Genomic DNA, 16,614 nt, shown 5'->3' on the forward strand with positions numbered 1-16,614 from the left:
CCTTCTTTCCGTATACTGATTAAATCTTTTATATTTTATCACATTTGTTTTACTCACAAAGTTCTTTATTTTTCTTTGTATATAATAAAGGCTACTTCCCTTTTTAATCTATTTGGAAGTAGCCTTTGTACTTTTAATTATTTTATTCATTATAACTATTATATACGGACAATACTGTATTTTTAGTTTTCATATATATTTTCTCTTCATGATTATGTTTAGCATTCAATATAGAAGGATCTTATTATCAAAAAGACTACTAACAAATAGTTTATCAACAGTCTAAAATGCCTAACAATAGTTGAATATCTTATATGATCAATCTATTTATTTTTCATTGAATAAATACTAACTCATATAAATCCTCTAAATAGTAATTTTGTGTGACTATATGAAAAGCTCCATAATAGGATTTCATCTCATGAAAATACACTTTATAGTTTTATTCTTTTCTAGCTTTTTCATAATTTATATTCATTAGAATAAATTCAATTTCTGCAATAAATGTACATATAATTAAAGAGAGGTGAAATTATTTATAAAGGAGGATTTTTTATGTATCTAAGAAAAATTTTCATATTGTTACTTGTAATTCTAATAGTATTACCTATAAACGTAAGCGCCAGAACCAAAGATGAAGCATCCAGTTGGCATTATGGAAATGTAAGTGACTGGGCAAAACCTGTGCTTGTATCTGCTGCAACAAAAGAGATTGCTAAAGATGAGAGTCTTTTTATAAATTGTAGTAGAAATATTACAGGAAAAGAATTTGTAACGCTCCTAGTGAATTTGTATGAATCATTAACAGAAAATACAATGAAACCTGCATCTAAAGTTAAATTTCCCGATGTTGATGTGACTTTACGAAAAGCATATAAGTATGAACTTGCCCATGGTATAGGTAATGAAAAGTTTGCACCAGATGATTATGTTACACGAGAACAAATGGCTGTTATGATTTATAATGAAATAAAACTCATACTTAAAAGGTTAAATATGGCTATTTATTATAGTGATGGTGTTCCTACTCTTAATTTTGCAGATAAGGCAAATGTTTCTTCTTGGGCCGTTGATGAAGTAGATTATATATTTGATAATAAAATTATTACAGGTGATGGAATCTATTTTAATCCGAAGGGAAATGTTTCTGTTGAGCAGGCAGTAGCAATATTAAATAACGTATACGATATCTATAATCCTCACTTTGAGGCAGGTGGAAAATCTAAAGCAGAAGTCAAAGCAGCTTTAGAAGCAATCAATACAAAAAAATTCACTGTAGGTGATATGGTATCTTTTAACTTGGGATATTATGATGATGCTAAAATGGTTTCTTATGAAGATGGATATGTTTTTCGTTTAGACGGAGTTAACAGCAATACTGGTGAAAAAAGGGGCACATTAGTTTTTGATAGTGATATGAATGAACAAAATAATTGGTACACAGATGTTGACATGGAGACTTATGTATTTATTGACAAAAAAAGCTGGTATTCTGATGTGGGTATAATGTTAAGAGTTAACGCAATGGAATTTGTAAATAATAGACATAGTGGATATTATATATGTATTCAAGGTAACGGAGATGTCCGTTTTGAAGTCTATTCTATAAGAGAGGGCTGGAAAGAGCTAGAATATTTCCATACCAATGTAGACCCAACAATTCCAAATAAATTACGGGTTACAGCCGTAGGGTCCAATTTCACTATTTATTTAAATGATAGAGAAATTGGTACTGTAAAAGATAGTACCTATTCTGCTGGTAACGTTGGTCTTAGCGCGTGGAACGAATACGCTTATTATTATGGCACTATAGTTAAAGATTTAGATTAATAAATATCTCTAAGATTTAGAAGAAAATCATGAAAAATTATTAAACATGTTGTTAACATTAACTTTAATAATAACTATGCTTATATGTTGTGACTATAGTGGAAACTGTCAAAAATTTGTAGATACATAAAATAAAGGTGTTAGTATTTGGATAAATACTAACACCTCACATACAGCCTGCACTTGTGGCTATTTTATTCAATATAACTATTATATATGGACAATATTTATATTGATCTTGTCCTTAGTTTTCATATATATTTTTTTCTTCAGGTGCATCAATACTTTCAACTTTAGTTGCCTTAATTATTGGAATCATTTCTTCCCTATTAGTATATTCATTATAATAACTAACTGCATCAATTATTCCCGTAACCTCTACCCATTCATTATCCTCAAATTTGCTGCCCTCACTCCATTCACATAATAATCCAGTCAATTGCTCATGATAATGGTCACCATGGCGACTCATTAATAATCGAGAAATAACAAATCTCTCTTTAGGAAAATCTGATTCCCTGTGTACAGCACCTGACAATGTAACTTCCTTACCCATCATTTCATCTGGATTCATATATACAGATTCTAGAGTTCTCTTAAACTTTTCCCCATCAGAATTAGGATCCTGGTCTTCAACATGATCCACTTTATCTTCATTAATATCTAAAGTTTCTTCTTGCTTAATAGGTTCTTTTTTATTTATTTCACTGTCACTAATCTCATTCTTCTGTCCTTTTTCAATTAATCCGTACGCAAAATAAATAAGGCCAATTGCTATTATAACCCCTATGAATTTACCTATCTGTGATTTCTTCATTTTATCTCTCCTTATACTGCTATATATACTATGACATTTATTAATTATTATTTTACCACATTTCTAATGTTATACTTTTTTACAAAAAATGTAATTCGATTAATCAGCTTCATTCATATAGTACATAATTTATTATGTATTTCCGACTAGATAAATTGTTATTTCAACTTTTTGATAAATTATACTCATTGAAATAAATTCAATTATTGTATAATATTTACATATAATTAAATTGGATAGAATTATATATAAGGGAGGATTTTTTTGTGAATGGAAAAAAAATTATAACATTGTTACTTGTAATTCTAATAGGATTACCTATAAACGTAAGCGCTAGACATAAAGACGAAGCATCCAGTTGGCATTATGGAAACGTAAGTAATTGGGCAAAACCTGCCCTGGTTTCTGCTGTTACAAAAGACATTGCTACAGATGAGAGCCTTTTTGTAGATTGTGCTAGAAATATTACAGGGAAAGAATTTGCAATTCTAGTAGTGAATCTGCATGAATCTTTAACAGAAAGTAAAATCAAACCTGCATCTAAAGGTAACTTTCCCGATGCTGATGTGAATTTACGAAAAGCATATACTCTTAAAATTATCAATGGTGTAGGAGAAGAAAAATTTGAACCCAATGCTTCTGTTACGCGAGAGCAAATGGCCGTTATCATATATAATGAAATAAAACTCATACTTAAAAGACTAAATATAGCTATTAATTATAGTGATGGAGTTCCTACTCTTAATTTTGCAGATAAGGCAAATGTTTCTCCTTGGGCTGTTGATGAAGTAGATTATATGTTTGATAATAAAATTATTACAGGTGATGGAACAAATTTCAATCCGAAGGGTAATGTTTCTGTTGAGCAAGCAGTAGCAATATTAAATAGAGTATATGATAAGTATAAGCCTGAGTTTGAGGCAGGTGGAAAATCTAAAGAAGAGGCAAAAGCAGCCCTAGAAGCAAGCATCACAGAAAAGTTTACTGTAGGTGATATGGTATCTTTTAACTTCGGATATTATGATGATGCTAAAATGGATTCCTATGGAGATGGATATGTTTTTCATTTAGACGGAGTTAACAGCAACACGGGTCGAAAAGAAGGTAAATTAGTTCTTGATAATGATATGAATGAACAGCATAATTGGTATACAGATGTTGACATGGAAACTTATGTATTTCTTGATAAAAAAAGTTCCTATTCTGATGCAGGCATAATGTTGAGAGTAAATGCAATGGAAGTTGGAAATAATAGACACAATGGATATTATGCATGTATTGAAGATAATGGAGATATTCGTTTTGGAGTATATGTTATGAGTGAAGGTTGGAAAGAACTACAATATTTTCATACCAATGTAGATCCAACAATTCCAAATAAATTACGTGTTAAAGCTGTAGGATCAAGTTTCACTATTTATTTAAATGATAGAGAAATTGGTACTGTAAGTGATAGTACATATTCTGCTGGTAAAGTTGGACTTAGAACTTGGAACGGAGATGCTTATTACTATGGTACTGTAGTTAAAGATTTAGATTAATAAATAGCCCTAAGTTTTAGGATAAAATTATAAAACCGATGATTTTTTAATCATCGGTTTTCTTTATCTATTTATCATTTAATACTCTCATGGCATTTAGTATGGCAATAGTAGCAACACCTACATCACCAAAAACTGCACTCCACATATTTGCTATACCAACGGCCCCTAGAACAAGGATAATTCCCTTAACACCAAGGGCAAATATAATATTTTGCCATACTATCTTATTAGTATTTTTAGAAATACTTATGGCCTTAGGAATTTTACTGATTTCATCTGTCATTAAAACCACATCTGCCGCTTCAATGGCAGCATCAGATCCTAAACCACCCATGGCTATTCCCACATCAGCCCTTGCCAATACAGGTGCATCATTAATGCCATCTCCAACAAATACAACTTTTCCTTTATTATTCTTATTAAATAATAATTCAAGCTTCTCTACTTTTTCATGGGGCAATAGTTCAGAATATACTTTATCAATTCCTATCTTCTTTCCTATATGATCAGCCACATTCTTATGGTCACCTGTTAACATAATAATGTTAGAAATGCCCATCTTCTTTAGGGACTCAATTCCATCTTTAGTATCTTCCTTTAATTCATCTGCAATTATGATTGTTCCAATATGTTTATTTTCCTTTGAAATATATATATTAGTTCCAGCTTGGTTAACTGCTGATATATGTATGTTATTATCTTTCATTAGAGCCTTGTTTCCAACAAGTACTTGAATTTCTTCAAATTCAGCTGAAATACCTTTCCCTGCTATCTCATTAATATTTGAAACCTTTGATTCATCTAGACCTTTAGAATATTCTTCTACAATTGATTGAGCAATAGGATGATTAGAGAAATGCTCTATATGAGCTGCTATCTTTAATACTTCATCCTCTTTAAAACCTTCTTGTGCCATTATTTCTTTAACTTTAAACTTACCTTTAGTTAGAGTTCCCGTCTTATCAAATACAATAGTATCTACATCTTTTAGGGCCTCTATAAAGTTTCCACCCTTTATCAATATACCATTTCTTGATGCGGCCCCAATACCACCAAAGTATCCAAGTGGGATTGAAATAACTAAAGCACAAGGACAGGATACAACTAAGAATATGGCTGCTCTATACATCCAAGGTAAAAAAGGTTCCTTTAATATAAGTGGAGGACAAATAGCTAATAATAGGGCTCCACCTACTACTGCTGGTGTATAGTATCTTGCAAATTTCGTAATAAACTTTTCTGTCTTGGCCTTTTGTGCATTTGCCTTTTCTACTAAATCCAATATTTTTGAAACTGTTGATTCATTAAATAATTTAGTAACTTTAATAGTTAAGGCTCCCGTTTTATTTATGGAACCACTTAGTACTTCATTATCCACATCCACTTCCCTAGGGATAGATTCTCCAGTGATTACAGAAGTATCTATAGTGGACTGCCCTTCTATTACTATTCCATCAAGTGGAACCTTTTCTCCTGGTTTAACTAAAATAATATCTCCAATTTGAATCTTATCAGGAGAAACTTTCACATAATTATTATCCTTTTTTAAATTAGCAAACTCTGGTTTAATATCTAATAGAGCAGTAATTGATCTCTTTGATCTATCTACTGCCATATGCTCAAATATCTCACCTACTCGGAAAAATAACATAACTGCCACAGCTTCTGGATATTCTCCTATAAGGAATGCTGCAAGGGATGCAATTGACATTAGGAAGTTTTCATCCAATAGTTGCCCTCCTAAGATCCCCTTAATAGCGTCAAATACAATATTTCTAGCAATAACTATGTATGCCATTACAAATAATCCTAGTTGAATAGATTGATTAACCGGAGCAAGTAATGCAGCAGCAAATATGATTGCACCGATAATTAGTTGAATTATATCACCTTTACTGGCTTCATGACTATGATCGTGATCATGGTGGTGATGATCATGGTCATGATGGTCATGACTTTTTTGAGCTGGTCCACAGCCACTAGAACAACCTCAAGAACTTTTAGCTTTTAATATTTTTTCACTCATTTCTATTTCCCCCTTTTTTCTAAAATGTGGTCTAACCCCATTTGGTAAATTCCCTCTACATGTTCATCATCTAAAGAGTAATATGACAACCTTCCTTCTTTTCTCATCTTTACTAATCTATGATTTCTAAGAACTCGTAGCTGATGAGATACGGATGATTGACTCATATTTAATAGATTTGCTATGGTCCCAACACATAACTCCCTTTTAAATAGGACGTAGATCAACTTGACTCTTGTCTGATCTCCAAATATTTTTAAGAACTCAGATAAAGAGTACAATGTATCTTCCTCTGGCATATTTTCAATAATTTCTTTAATAGCTTTATCTTCATTTCCTTTACAGCAAGCTTCTAAATGCAAATAGTCACCTCCAAAACACATCTATATATGTACATGTGTTCATGTGTTTGTTCAATCATAATTATATTACTTTTTAATCTAATTTCCAAGTGTTTATTGAAAATTTTTATCATTTACACTAAAAATTTGCTCCAGTGACTAGAAAACCTTCAAGTCTAAAGTAAACTACTTAAAATATCATTTAGCTATTAACAACTAAACGTATTTTTATTTTACAGAACAAAATTTTAGTTATCAATTAATAATTGTTTTTTGTTAAGTATTTTGTTATAATTGCATGTGCTTAATAAAAAGCAAATTAATTAAGGGGACAATACTATGAATGAACAATTGATAAATAAATTAATCTCAAATATTGTACATTTTTATCCTTTATTCCAAAAAGAATTCTTGGATTTAAGGATTGATAATAATGTTAAAGAAATAAGCCCATTACTCTTTAGAATCTTAGATGAGATTCATATTGAAGGAAATACCACTGTTTCCACTTTAAGTAAACGGCTGTCTATTTCCATGCCAAATACTAGTAGAAGCGTAAATACCCTAATCAAACTTGGGTATGTAGATAAAAGACAAGATGAAGTTGATAAAAGAATTATTCATTTATACCTAACAATGAAGGGTCTAGATTTAGTTGAAAATTCTATTCTTGAGGCTGAAAAAAAGATTTTTACCAAATTTAATGTACTAGATGAAAAAGAAATAAAAGAGCTTTCAGATTCGTTCTATTTAATAAGAAACCTACTTATTAAAGCAAGAGATTTAAATGAAAATTCAAAAGGAGGACTATAATTTAATACAATGATTAATCTTATAGATATGAATTTATTTTGGAAATTGTTTTGGACATCAACGGATAGACAAGGTTCTTTTAGTTTATATTCAATGGAACATGTACTTGCTTTGAGTATTATTTTAGGAATAATTATTTTTCTATTTATTCATAGAGAAAAATTGAAAGAAAATCATACTAGAATAAAAGTTGGACGAATCATAGCATCCATCTTATTTGTTCAAACTTTTTTTCTACATTTTTGGTTTTTTCAAAGTGGAACTTTTACACTTCAAGAATCTCTCCCTCTATACCTATGTAGAATAACTACTATATTATGTATTTTCATGATACTAAAAGAAGACTTTTCATTTTTTGAAATTGTTTATTTTTGGGGATTGGGGGGAGCATCTCAGGCGCTTTTAACTCCTGATACAGGTGGTTTTTTATTTCCTCATTGGATATATATTCAATTTTTTATTAGTCATGGAGGTATATTAATCTCAATATTTTTCATGATGATAGCTTATGAATATAAACCAAATTTTAAATCCTTAAAGAAAACATTTAAGTGGAGTTTTATCTACTTGTTCATTGTGTGGAATATTAATTATTTTGTTAATGGAAATTACTCTTATTTACGAAATAAACCATTAACCCCAACAATACTTGACTATTTGCCAGCCTTCCCTTATTATATTCCATTTATGGTAATGGGCATGTTTTTCGTTTTCTTTATTCTATATATTCCATTCTTTGTATTAGGTATGAAAGAAAAGAACCTACAGAAAAGTATCAATATATAATAAATAAAATGGGACAAACTTAAATGATTAAGTATTGTCCCATTAATTTTTTAGAGTGTAAATAGTCCTATAAACTGACCCCTTTCTAGTAGATATACAAATTAGTTGAATTTTCTATTAGAAGGACCTATTTCATGAGAGATGTTATTTTATTATTTTAAAACAATTCATACATAAAAACCTTAGATTTTCCTTCAATTACTGGGTTTAAAATTAATCTATTGTGGTATAATAATTCATATTAATTTTAAGAGGTGTTATTGAAATGAGTATTAATTGGTTTGAATGGTTAGGTTATTTAGCTTCTCTCATTGTACTAATATCCCTATTAATGAGTTCTATCCTAAAACTTCGATGGATTAATTTAGTAGGATCTGGTTTATTTGCTCTATATGGATTTTTAATTGGCGCATTGCCAGTAGGATTTATGAATCTAGGTATTGCTGCTATTAACATATACTACCTTATAAAGATATATAGATCAAAGGAATACTTTAAGATGCTTCCCATTGAAGGGGATTCTAAGTATTTCAGCTACTTCTTAGATTTTCATAAAAAGGGACTAGAAGAGTATGCTGGTACATCTCAGTTTCATATTAGCAACTCAGATGTAAATTTTTATATTTTAAGAAATATGGTACCAGCGGGAATTTTTATAGGCTCTAAATATGATGAGAATACTCTAAAGGTAGATCTTGATTTTGTTATACCAGAATATAGGGATTTTAAAATAGGAAGCTACATTTACGAAAATAGAAAGGAATATTTCCTAGATAAAGGCTACTCTAAGTTTATAAGTTTTTCATCAAAGGATGAACATATTAAATACCTTAAAAAAATGGGATTTGAAGAAAAAGAAGGAAAAGGCAAAAAATGTTTTGTAAAATCAATAATTTAGATAATTTTAGCATCTATGAAATCATAGATGCTAAAACAGTCTATAGTTCCTGTCAATTTATAATAAAAATAAATTTTATTCTGGATAATATATGAACATACTCACTCTTGTTAACTCATTCCCTAAATTCTTCTTATAGGCTAAAATATTATACTATATTGCAATATTTTATCTCTAAATTTGCCATCATAAATTTTGATTTAATCTCAATAAAGTAAACCAAATCATTGAAATATTGATATAGAACAGCTCTATTTTCAAATTCTTCTCTTGTTTTTGGTAATTCAGTGTCTTGGTAATGCTTTTTTATGAAATCTGCCTTTACTAAAAGGTGTTCTCCCGTATTGCACTCATTTAATTCGTTAGCTAGGTTTTCAGTAAACTCACTTAATAGCTTAGCTTTGTCAACAGTAATAAACATTTTTTCAAAATGTTTTTCCATATTTACAAGAATTTCATATTGTTTCCTTCTCATCTGAAAATATTTAATGAAATAGCTATTATCTTTCAATATGAAATTATTATTAAAGTTGATAGCATGATCAAAACCCTTTGATATAATACGATCTAACCTTTCTAAGGAATCTTCTTGTTCTTCTATAGAACATTGATTTAATAGTTGCAACTTCATGTTGTGTAGAATGGTTTTTATTAACTCTTCTACTTCCAATTGTATATCTCTTATTTCCTTTTCTTTGTTAGGTATATGAAGATTCATACCTAAAGCTACTATGACACCAGTTAATAATAACCCTATCTCATTGAGCATAATATCTAAGCTGAGACTTTGAATATTATAAATATGACTTACTAAAACTGTACTAACTGTCAGCCCTTCTGTAACTTTGAAGATTGTTAATATTGGTATAAATATAATCAAAAAAATACCAAGTACAGTTAAATTATGACCACCCACTTGAAATAAAATAGTGGCTAGAATTATTGCAGCTATAGATGTTATAAGCCTCTTTATACCTACGACATATGTTTGAAGTCTTGTATCTAAAATACTAATCATACATATCATTCCAGCTGAGGGACTATACTTTAGACCAAAGAAATCTGCTATAAATATGGATAGTATAAAACCTATGGCTACCTTTGTACCTCTATAAAATAAATTTTTCAATCAACTTCACCTCAACCTCTTTATTACCCCATTTTTTTTATAATATTCACTGTTTTTTTATCCAAAATATTGTATTAGACAGTTAAAGTTTTTAATCTTATACATAACTTATTTCATCTCTAACTTTTAAAATATAAGACATCTAACAGAGAAATACTCTATTAGATGTCTATTTATTTTTATATCATTTACATTGTTGAATTTAATTTCATTTTCATACCATTTAATTAACGCTCTATCATTTTACTTAAATTCAATAGCTTCAGCAACTTTAATACATCTTACATAAAATAGTTAAATACTCTTCATATCCATAACTTCATCACTGATTATAGGTACTTTTATTTCTACCAAATACTCATTTTCATTATTCACTATAAAGCTACTAATAATTGATGTTTTAATAATATCTCCCCTTATCTGTAATTGTTTCTTATTAATATATTCTCTTATTCTTGAAAAAGTATCTTCCATATTGGAATATGGACCTTCGTGGTAGGCTATAATACACTTTCCAAGTGAATACTCCTGAACATTTAAATCCTTAATAAATTCCTCATCTGTAGGCATTATTACTTTTTCCAGGTATTCAGTTTTAGTACAATGTAAATATTTTTCATTATATATAAATGAAATACCATGATTATGTCCAACTTCAGAATAGTTAGGATAACGCTCTGTTAGTTCAAGTAATTTAGTTTCAAATTCATACCAATCATTGACTGTTTGACAATCACCAATAACACCATAAATTGGATTGCAACTTTTAATCTCTATTTGGTTTTCAATTGTTTCATAGCGTATACTTGTTTCTTCTATTGTTTCAATAATAGACTCAAGTTTTTTTGCCACAGCTTGCATTTTCATTATTTTATTTTCAAACTGTTCTTTTTGGGATTTAAGGGTTTTTAATGCCTCATCTAAATGATGCATTTCTTTAAATTTTTTTACTTCTTCCAAAGATAATCCTAACATTTTATAAAACTTTATTCGATCGACCTCAATAAATTGTTCTAGTGAATAATATCTATAAGAATTTTGCTCATCAACTATTTCGGGCGATAATATGTCCATTTTATCGTAATATCTTAGGGTTTGAGCATCAATATTTTTAATCTTAGCGATTTCCCCTATTCTATATTTTTTCTTCATAATATCTCTCCAAAATTTTATTTAGCTTCCTATGCTACTTGAATATCAATAATAGGATACACCCTTTTTTATTAAAGTATAAACTCATCTTTTATACTATCTCTATTTATATGGTTCTATAGCATAAATCTAATGTTTCCTATTGACTTTATAGTTACTATAAGGTTTATAATACTATTTATCAATTATAGTATACAAGGAGGAAGTATATGAATAAAGATTTTGAAAACATTAACTTTAAAAATTATCTAAAGTTTGTACTACCTACAATTTTTTCTATGGTTTTTATTTCTATATATACAATGACCGATGGTATTTTTGTATCTAAAAAATTAGGTAGTACTGCTCTTGCAGCTCTTAATGTAACACTTCCTGCTTTTAACTTTATTTTTGGAAGTATTTTTATGATTGTCATTGGTGCATCAGCAATTATTGGTATTAATATTGGTGCAAAGGAAGTTGAAAAAGCTAATAAAAACTTTAGTAACATGATTTATGCACTTGCCTTTATAGGATTGTTTTATTTTGTAATCGGCTTGTTTTTTACTAAATCCATTGCTTCATTATTAGGAGCAAAAGAGGATTTATTACCTTATGCAACAGATTATCTATTTATATTATTTATAGGATCTATTGGATTTGTTATTAAACTTTTTACAGAAATATTTTTAAGGTTAGAAGGGAAATTTAATCTTTCTTTATTTGCTACGGTTGTTGGCGGTGTTGCAAATGTTATTTTAGATTATTTATTCATTTATGAACTAGATATGGGCATTAAAGGTGCTGCTCTTGGTACAATTCTTGGTGCTTTCATTAATGGTTTGTTTGGTGTTGTTTATTTTGCTTTCAAGGAATCTAAAATACGCTTTATTTTTACTAAAATCAATTTCAATTTTCTAAAGGACTCTATGATTAATGGTTCATCTGAAATGGTATCTAGTTTATCTACTGGCATTACAACCTTTTTATTTAATACAGTACTTTTAAATTCAGTTGGAGAAATTGGTGTATCTAGCATATCTATTATTTTATATGTTAACTTTTTATTATCTTCTATTTTCATTGGGATTTCCATGGGTATACAGCCATTACTTAGTTATAACTTTGGTGCAAATCACTTTAATAATATTAACAAGCTTGTAAAAATGTCTTCTATACTTATTGGTACTATCAGTATCATAGCCTTTGCCATATGTAATACTTTTAAATTTCAACTTATATCTTTGTTTAATACAGATAATATAACACTTATTCAGATGACTGCACAAGCCTTTACTATTTTTAGCTTTACATTTTTTATTAGTGGCTTTAATATCCTTGGATCTAACTTTTTTACATCCCTAAATAACGGTAAATATTCAGCAATTATTTCATTTAGCAGATCTATTGTATTTAAATCAATTATTATTTTAACCTTACCATCTATTATCGGCTTAAATGGTGTATGGTTAACAATTCCATTATCAGAATATCTTTGCATTATAATCACACTTTACTTTTATACGAAAGTAAAGAAAACTCAGCTATTGCCTGCATAAGTAAATAATTAGTTACTTGTTTTACAATTCATTAGATACATTCTTTATAAAGATTATAACTAATTGCATTCTTAACAATACAATTAGTTATAATCTTCTTTTTTTGTATCTTTCTATGCACCACTTATTCAAATAACATGCACAACATTAATCAATATACATATTATATAGTGCAAAATAGACAAGCCCATAATAAAAAAACTATATAATAATAGGAGGATAAACACATGATCCAAGAAAGTGATCAAAAGGAAACTTGTAAAAAGAAGATGAACGAGAGACAAGTTACAAATACAAACTCAAATTTAGGAAAATGCTGTGAAACTGGACCATTAACTCCACTGCAACGTCGGGAAGAGGCATTTGAAATTCGTGAGAATGCGGCACAGTTTCAGAAGGATCTCCCCCTTCCAAATCATCCATGTAATGGGGATGAAAATTTATATGCAAATAAAATCGGCAACTTCTCTAAGACCTTACCACACAATGGACTAGGAGAAGTGGACATTAATGCATATAACATCTTTATTAAAGCTTTAACCACTGGTAATCCAGATATTTTTGAAGCTATTCCTTTAGGAGGTGTTATGAAACTTGCTAATCCTCAAGCTTCCTATGCATATGATTTGATAGGACCTGATTCTCATCATTTGACCACTATGATACCTCCAACCTTTAGTAGCGCTTGGCGTGCCAGCGAAATGGCTGAAGACTATTGGAGTGCTCTAACCCGTGATGTGCCTTTCATAAATTATAATACGAACTACCTTACTATTGCTGCTGCTTCTGATCTATCAAAGTTTTCGGATTTTCGAGGACCTAAAGAAGACGGAGTTGTTACTACACAAACATTGTTTAGAGGGAATTTACCTGGCGATTTGATAGGGCCTTATATTTCACAATTTTTTTATAAAGATGTACCATTTGGCAACAAGACAATAGTACAACGATATGACAGTCCAATGGCTGGGGATGATTTTATGGTCTCCTATGATGAATGGCTTAATATCCAAAATGGAGGGCTGCCAAATAATTCAATAACCTTTGACTGTCTTCCACGTTATATTCGAAATGGTCGAGATTTGGGACAATGGGTTCATGTAGATTTTACCTATCAAGGTATGCTAACTGCTTGCTTGATTCTACTAAGTTTCGGAGATAAAGCATTAGACCCACGAAACCCCTATCTTAATTCTAGAACTCAGGTTGGTTTTATCACCTTTGGAGCAGCCCAAATTTTAGACTTCGTTGCAAAAGCAGCACGGATAGCACTAGAAGCTGCTTGGTATCAGAAATTTTTAGTACAGCGTGTCCTTCGACCTGAAGCCTTTGGCGGATGTGTTGAGAACAATTTAACAGGAGCAACCCGCTATCCCATTAATCCAGAATTATTTAATTCTAAGGCTCTTCCTAAGGTATTTAGTAAGTATGGGACTTATTTGTTACCTATGGCCTATCCGGAAGGTTGCCCTACCCATCCAGCCTATCCAGCTGGTCATGCTACTATTGCTGGAGCTGGTGCCACTATGCTGAAGGCATTTTTTAACGAATCATTTATAATTCCTGACCCGGTTGTAGCTAGTGCAGATGGTCTTTCCTTACTTCCTTATTCAGGAGCGGCATTGACAATAGGTGGGGAATTAAACAAACTTGCTTCTAATATATCTATTGGTCGAGATCTAGCAGGTGTCCATTGGCGTTCAGATTCCAGTGAAGGTTTAAAGTTAGGTGAATCAGTAGCTATCCAAATCCTTCAGGACTACAAAAATACCTACAATGAGCACTTTAGCGGATTTACCCTAACTAAATTTGATGGAACCACTATAATAATCTAATATAACCCCCTTAGAAAAAATAAAATTTTCTAAGGGGGTCATAATTTATAGAAAAGATAAATAGTCCTTAACTTATAATTTGTATTTTAACTTCATTTAGAGTACCTTTTACACTTCTCTAGTATATTCTTTTAACCATGCTCTCTCATCCTCATTTAAGTAAGTATATATCTTGTCATAGACTAACTTATGATATGAGTTTAAATAGTCCTTCTCTTCCCTATTCATTTCAGCCACATCTATAGCATCTAAATCTATTGGCGCAAAAGTTACAACTTCAAATTCCATAAATTGCCCATATTCATTCTTCTCAGCTTTTCTAGTGACTAGTTCATTTTCTATTCTAATACCATGGGACCCCTCTACATATATACCTGGTTCATTAGTTGTTACCATACCTTCTTCTAAAACAGAACTATCGAATATGTCAGGCCTTATCTTCCATCTAAATCCATTCCCATCTTCATGAACATTTAATAGATATCCTATACCGTGACCTGTTCCACACTTGTAATCTATACCTAAATTCCATATTGGTCTTCTAGCTAATATGTCTAAATTGTATCCTCTCACTCCATGTAAGAATTTTGCCATGGATAAATTTATCATCCCCCTTAATACGGCTGTAAAGTGTAACTTTAGTTCATCTGTTAACTCACCTAAAGCTATAGTTCTAGTTATATCTGTAGTTCCATCAAAATATTGTCCACCTGAATCTATTAAAAATAGATGTTCTGGTTCCAATTTATAATCAGATTCTTCAGTTGCACTATAGTGCATCATGGCTGCGTGTTCCTTATATGCGGCTATTGTACTAAAGCTTGGCTCTATAAATCCTTCTTGCTCTCTTCTCAACTCTTCTAACTTTTCAGCTGCACTCATTTCAGATATTTCTATCTTTCTTATATTTTTCTTTAACCAATACATGAACTTAGTAACAGCTACCCCATCTTTTATATGACTATTTCTTATATTTTCTATTTCTATTTCATTCTTTTGTGCTTTAAAAAATATGGTTGGGTTAATCTCATCTATCTTTTCTACTCCTGCTGGTATATTATTAACTATGGCGTAATTTACCTTACTTCTATCTAATAGTACTCGTTCATTTTCATTTATGCTTTTTATAAATTCATATATATGACCATATGGCTTTATCTGAACATTTTCTGTATTTAATACCTTTAATATTTCATCATTCAATTTACTTTCATCAACAAATAAGAATACTTTATCTAAGGTTATTAATGTATAAGAAAGTATTACAGGGCTATATAATATATCTCTACCTCTTATGTTAAACAGCCAGGCAATATCATCTAGGGAAGTTAAAATATGAGTGGTAACATTTTTTTCTTTCATCTTCTCTCTTAATCTAGATAGCTTAGAACTAAAGCTTTCTCCTGAATACTTAATATCTAATAAAAATGCTTTGCTATGGGGTAGTGATGGTCTATTTTCCCATATATTATTTATTAAATCATATGCATAAGATATTTTTATGCCTTTCTCGGCCAACTTATTTTCTAAGTTTACACCCTCTTTAGCTGATATTAATCTTCCATCAAAACCTAGTGTTCCACCTGTTGGTATAGATGCATATAAATATTCATCAGTAGTTGGTACCCCTTCTTCTCCCATCTTAAATAGTTTTACACCACTTCCTTCTAACTGCTTTTCTGCTTGTATAAAGTATCTTCCATCAGTCCAAAGCCCTGCTTCATCTTCAGTTACTACTGCAGTTCCTGCTGATCCAGTAAATCCTGATATAAATTCTCTAGACTTAAAATAATCTCCCACATATTCACTTTGATGACTATCAGAAGATGGAATTATATAGGCATCCATATTTTTTTCTTTCATATGTTTTCTTAATTGAATTATTCTGTCTTTAATGTTCATAAT

Annotated in this window: 13 protein-coding genes; 7 read left to right on the forward strand and 6 right to left on the reverse strand. The window is 30.3% G+C overall.

The annotated features are described in order from the left end of the window. The first annotated feature begins 555 nt into the window (after window positions 1–555). Complete coding sequence (locus CCE28_RS06675) at window positions 556–1,830, forward strand: S-layer homology domain-containing protein (RefSeq protein WP_095132250.1); 1,275 nt, start codon at window positions 556–558, stop codon at window positions 1,828–1,830. A 244-nt stretch (window positions 1,831–2,074) separates the two neighbouring features. Here CCE28_RS06675 and CCE28_RS06680 read toward each other — a convergent pair whose 3' ends face one another. Next, window positions 2,075–2,647, reverse strand: coding sequence for a TIGR03943 family putative permease subunit (locus CCE28_RS06680; RefSeq protein ID WP_095132252.1), 573 nt, complete (start codon window positions 2,645–2,647; stop codon window positions 2,075–2,077). Between the two features lie 266 nt (window positions 2,648–2,913). On the opposite strand from CCE28_RS06680, the gene CCE28_RS06685 reads away from it, so the two are divergent. Next, window positions 2,914–4,188, forward strand: coding sequence for an S-layer homology domain-containing protein (locus CCE28_RS06685; protein ID WP_095132254.1), 1,275 nt, complete (start codon window positions 2,914–2,916; stop codon window positions 4,186–4,188). A 67-nt stretch (window positions 4,189–4,255) separates the two neighbouring features. On the opposite strand, the gene CCE28_RS06690 is transcribed toward CCE28_RS06685, so the two are convergent. Beyond that, on the reverse strand, window positions 4,256–5,989 hold the full coding sequence (locus tag CCE28_RS06690) for a heavy metal translocating P-type ATPase (protein WP_095132256.1): 1,734 nt from the start codon (window positions 5,987–5,989) through the stop codon (window positions 4,256–4,258). A gap of 230 nt (window positions 5,990–6,219) precedes the next feature. Next, entirely contained in the window at window positions 6,220–6,579 is a 360-nt protein-coding gene (locus tag CCE28_RS06695) for an ArsR/SmtB family transcription factor (RefSeq protein ID WP_242972920.1), read from the reverse strand. 318 nt (window positions 6,580–6,897) lie between these two features. Between CCE28_RS06695 and CCE28_RS06700 the strand changes: the two genes are divergently transcribed. From CCE28_RS06700 to CCE28_RS06710, 3 genes are all read left to right on the forward strand, one after another. Next, window positions 6,898–7,371 (forward strand): MarR family winged helix-turn-helix transcriptional regulator, encoded by a 474-nt coding sequence (locus tag CCE28_RS06700; RefSeq protein WP_095132260.1) that lies wholly within the window; start codon window positions 6,898–6,900, stop codon window positions 7,369–7,371. Between the two features lie 27 nt (window positions 7,372–7,398). After that, window positions 7,399–8,157, forward strand: coding sequence for a YwaF family protein (locus CCE28_RS22990; protein WP_408607018.1), 759 nt, complete (start codon window positions 7,399–7,401; stop codon window positions 8,155–8,157). Between the two features lie 265 nt (window positions 8,158–8,422). After that, window positions 8,423–9,055, forward strand: coding sequence for a YgjV family protein (locus tag CCE28_RS06710; RefSeq protein WP_095132264.1), 633 nt, complete (start codon window positions 8,423–8,425; stop codon window positions 9,053–9,055). Between the two features lie 148 nt (window positions 9,056–9,203). Here CCE28_RS06710 and CCE28_RS06715 read toward each other — a convergent pair whose 3' ends face one another. Together CCE28_RS06715 and CCE28_RS06720 are read right to left on the reverse strand one after the other, a co-directional pair. After that, window positions 9,204–10,184, reverse strand: a complete 981-nt coding sequence (locus CCE28_RS06715) for an aromatic acid exporter family protein (protein ID WP_095132266.1) — start codon at window positions 10,182–10,184, stop codon at window positions 9,204–9,206. A gap of 294 nt (window positions 10,185–10,478) precedes the next feature. Then, window positions 10,479–11,336 (reverse strand): MerR family transcriptional regulator, encoded by an 858-nt coding sequence (locus tag CCE28_RS06720; RefSeq protein WP_095132267.1) that lies wholly within the window; start codon window positions 11,334–11,336, stop codon window positions 10,479–10,481. 209 nt (window positions 11,337–11,545) lie between these two features. Here CCE28_RS06720 and CCE28_RS06725 point away from each other — a divergent pair, with 209 nt between their 5' ends. Together CCE28_RS06725 and CCE28_RS06730 are read left to right on the forward strand one after the other, a co-directional pair. Beyond that, a complete protein-coding gene (locus CCE28_RS06725) occupies window positions 11,546–12,874 on the forward strand; it encodes an MATE family efflux transporter (protein ID WP_095132268.1) in 1,329 nt (442 codons plus the stop codon). 227 nt (window positions 12,875–13,101) lie between these two features. Next, window positions 13,102–14,709, forward strand: coding sequence for a vanadium-dependent haloperoxidase (locus CCE28_RS06730; RefSeq protein ID WP_176461701.1), 1,608 nt, complete (start codon window positions 13,102–13,104; stop codon window positions 14,707–14,709). A 108-nt stretch (window positions 14,710–14,817) separates the two neighbouring features. On the opposite strand, the gene CCE28_RS06735 is transcribed toward CCE28_RS06730, so the two are convergent. After that, window positions 14,818–16,611, reverse strand: a complete 1,794-nt coding sequence (locus tag CCE28_RS06735; RefSeq protein ID WP_095132269.1) for an aminopeptidase P family protein — start codon at window positions 16,609–16,611, stop codon at window positions 14,818–14,820. Window positions 16,612–16,614: the final 3 nt, after the last annotated feature.

It is taken from the genome of Anaeromicrobium sediminis (assembly GCF_002270055.1).
GTDB classification, from domain to species: Bacteria; Bacillota; Clostridia; order Peptostreptococcales; family Thermotaleaceae; genus Anaeromicrobium; species Anaeromicrobium sediminis.

Coding starts and splice junctions, on each gene's coding strand:
- CCE28_RS06675 (WP_095132250.1), top strand. CDS start 556: ATGTATCTAAGAAAAATTTTCATATTGTTACTTGTAATTCTAATAGTA.
- CCE28_RS06720 (WP_095132267.1), bottom strand. CDS start 11,336: ATGAAGAAAAAATATAGAATAGGGGAAATCGCTAAGATTAAAAATATT.
- CCE28_RS06730 (WP_176461701.1), top strand. CDS start 13,102: ATGATCCAAGAAAGTGATCAAAAGGAAACTTGTAAAAAGAAGATGAAC.
- CCE28_RS06690 (WP_095132256.1), bottom strand. CDS start 5,989: ATGGCATACATAGTTATTGCTAGAAATATTGTATTTGACGCTATTAAG.
- CCE28_RS06700 (WP_095132260.1), top strand. CDS start 6,898: ATGAATGAACAATTGATAAATAAATTAATCTCAAATATTGTACATTTT.
- CCE28_RS06725 (WP_095132268.1), top strand. CDS start 11,546: ATGAATAAAGATTTTGAAAACATTAACTTTAAAAATTATCTAAAGTTT.
- CCE28_RS06735 (WP_095132269.1), bottom strand. CDS start 16,611: ATGAACATTAAAGACAGAATAATTCAATTAAGAAAACATATGAAAGAA.
- CCE28_RS06680 (WP_095132252.1), bottom strand. CDS start 2,647: ATGAAGAAATCACAGATAGGTAAATTCATAGGGGTTATAATAGCAATT.
- CCE28_RS22990 (WP_408607018.1), top strand. CDS start 7,399: ATGAATTTATTTTGGAAATTGTTTTGGACATCAACGGATAGACAAGGT.
- CCE28_RS06710 (WP_095132264.1), top strand. CDS start 8,423: ATGAGTATTAATTGGTTTGAATGGTTAGGTTATTTAGCTTCTCTCATT.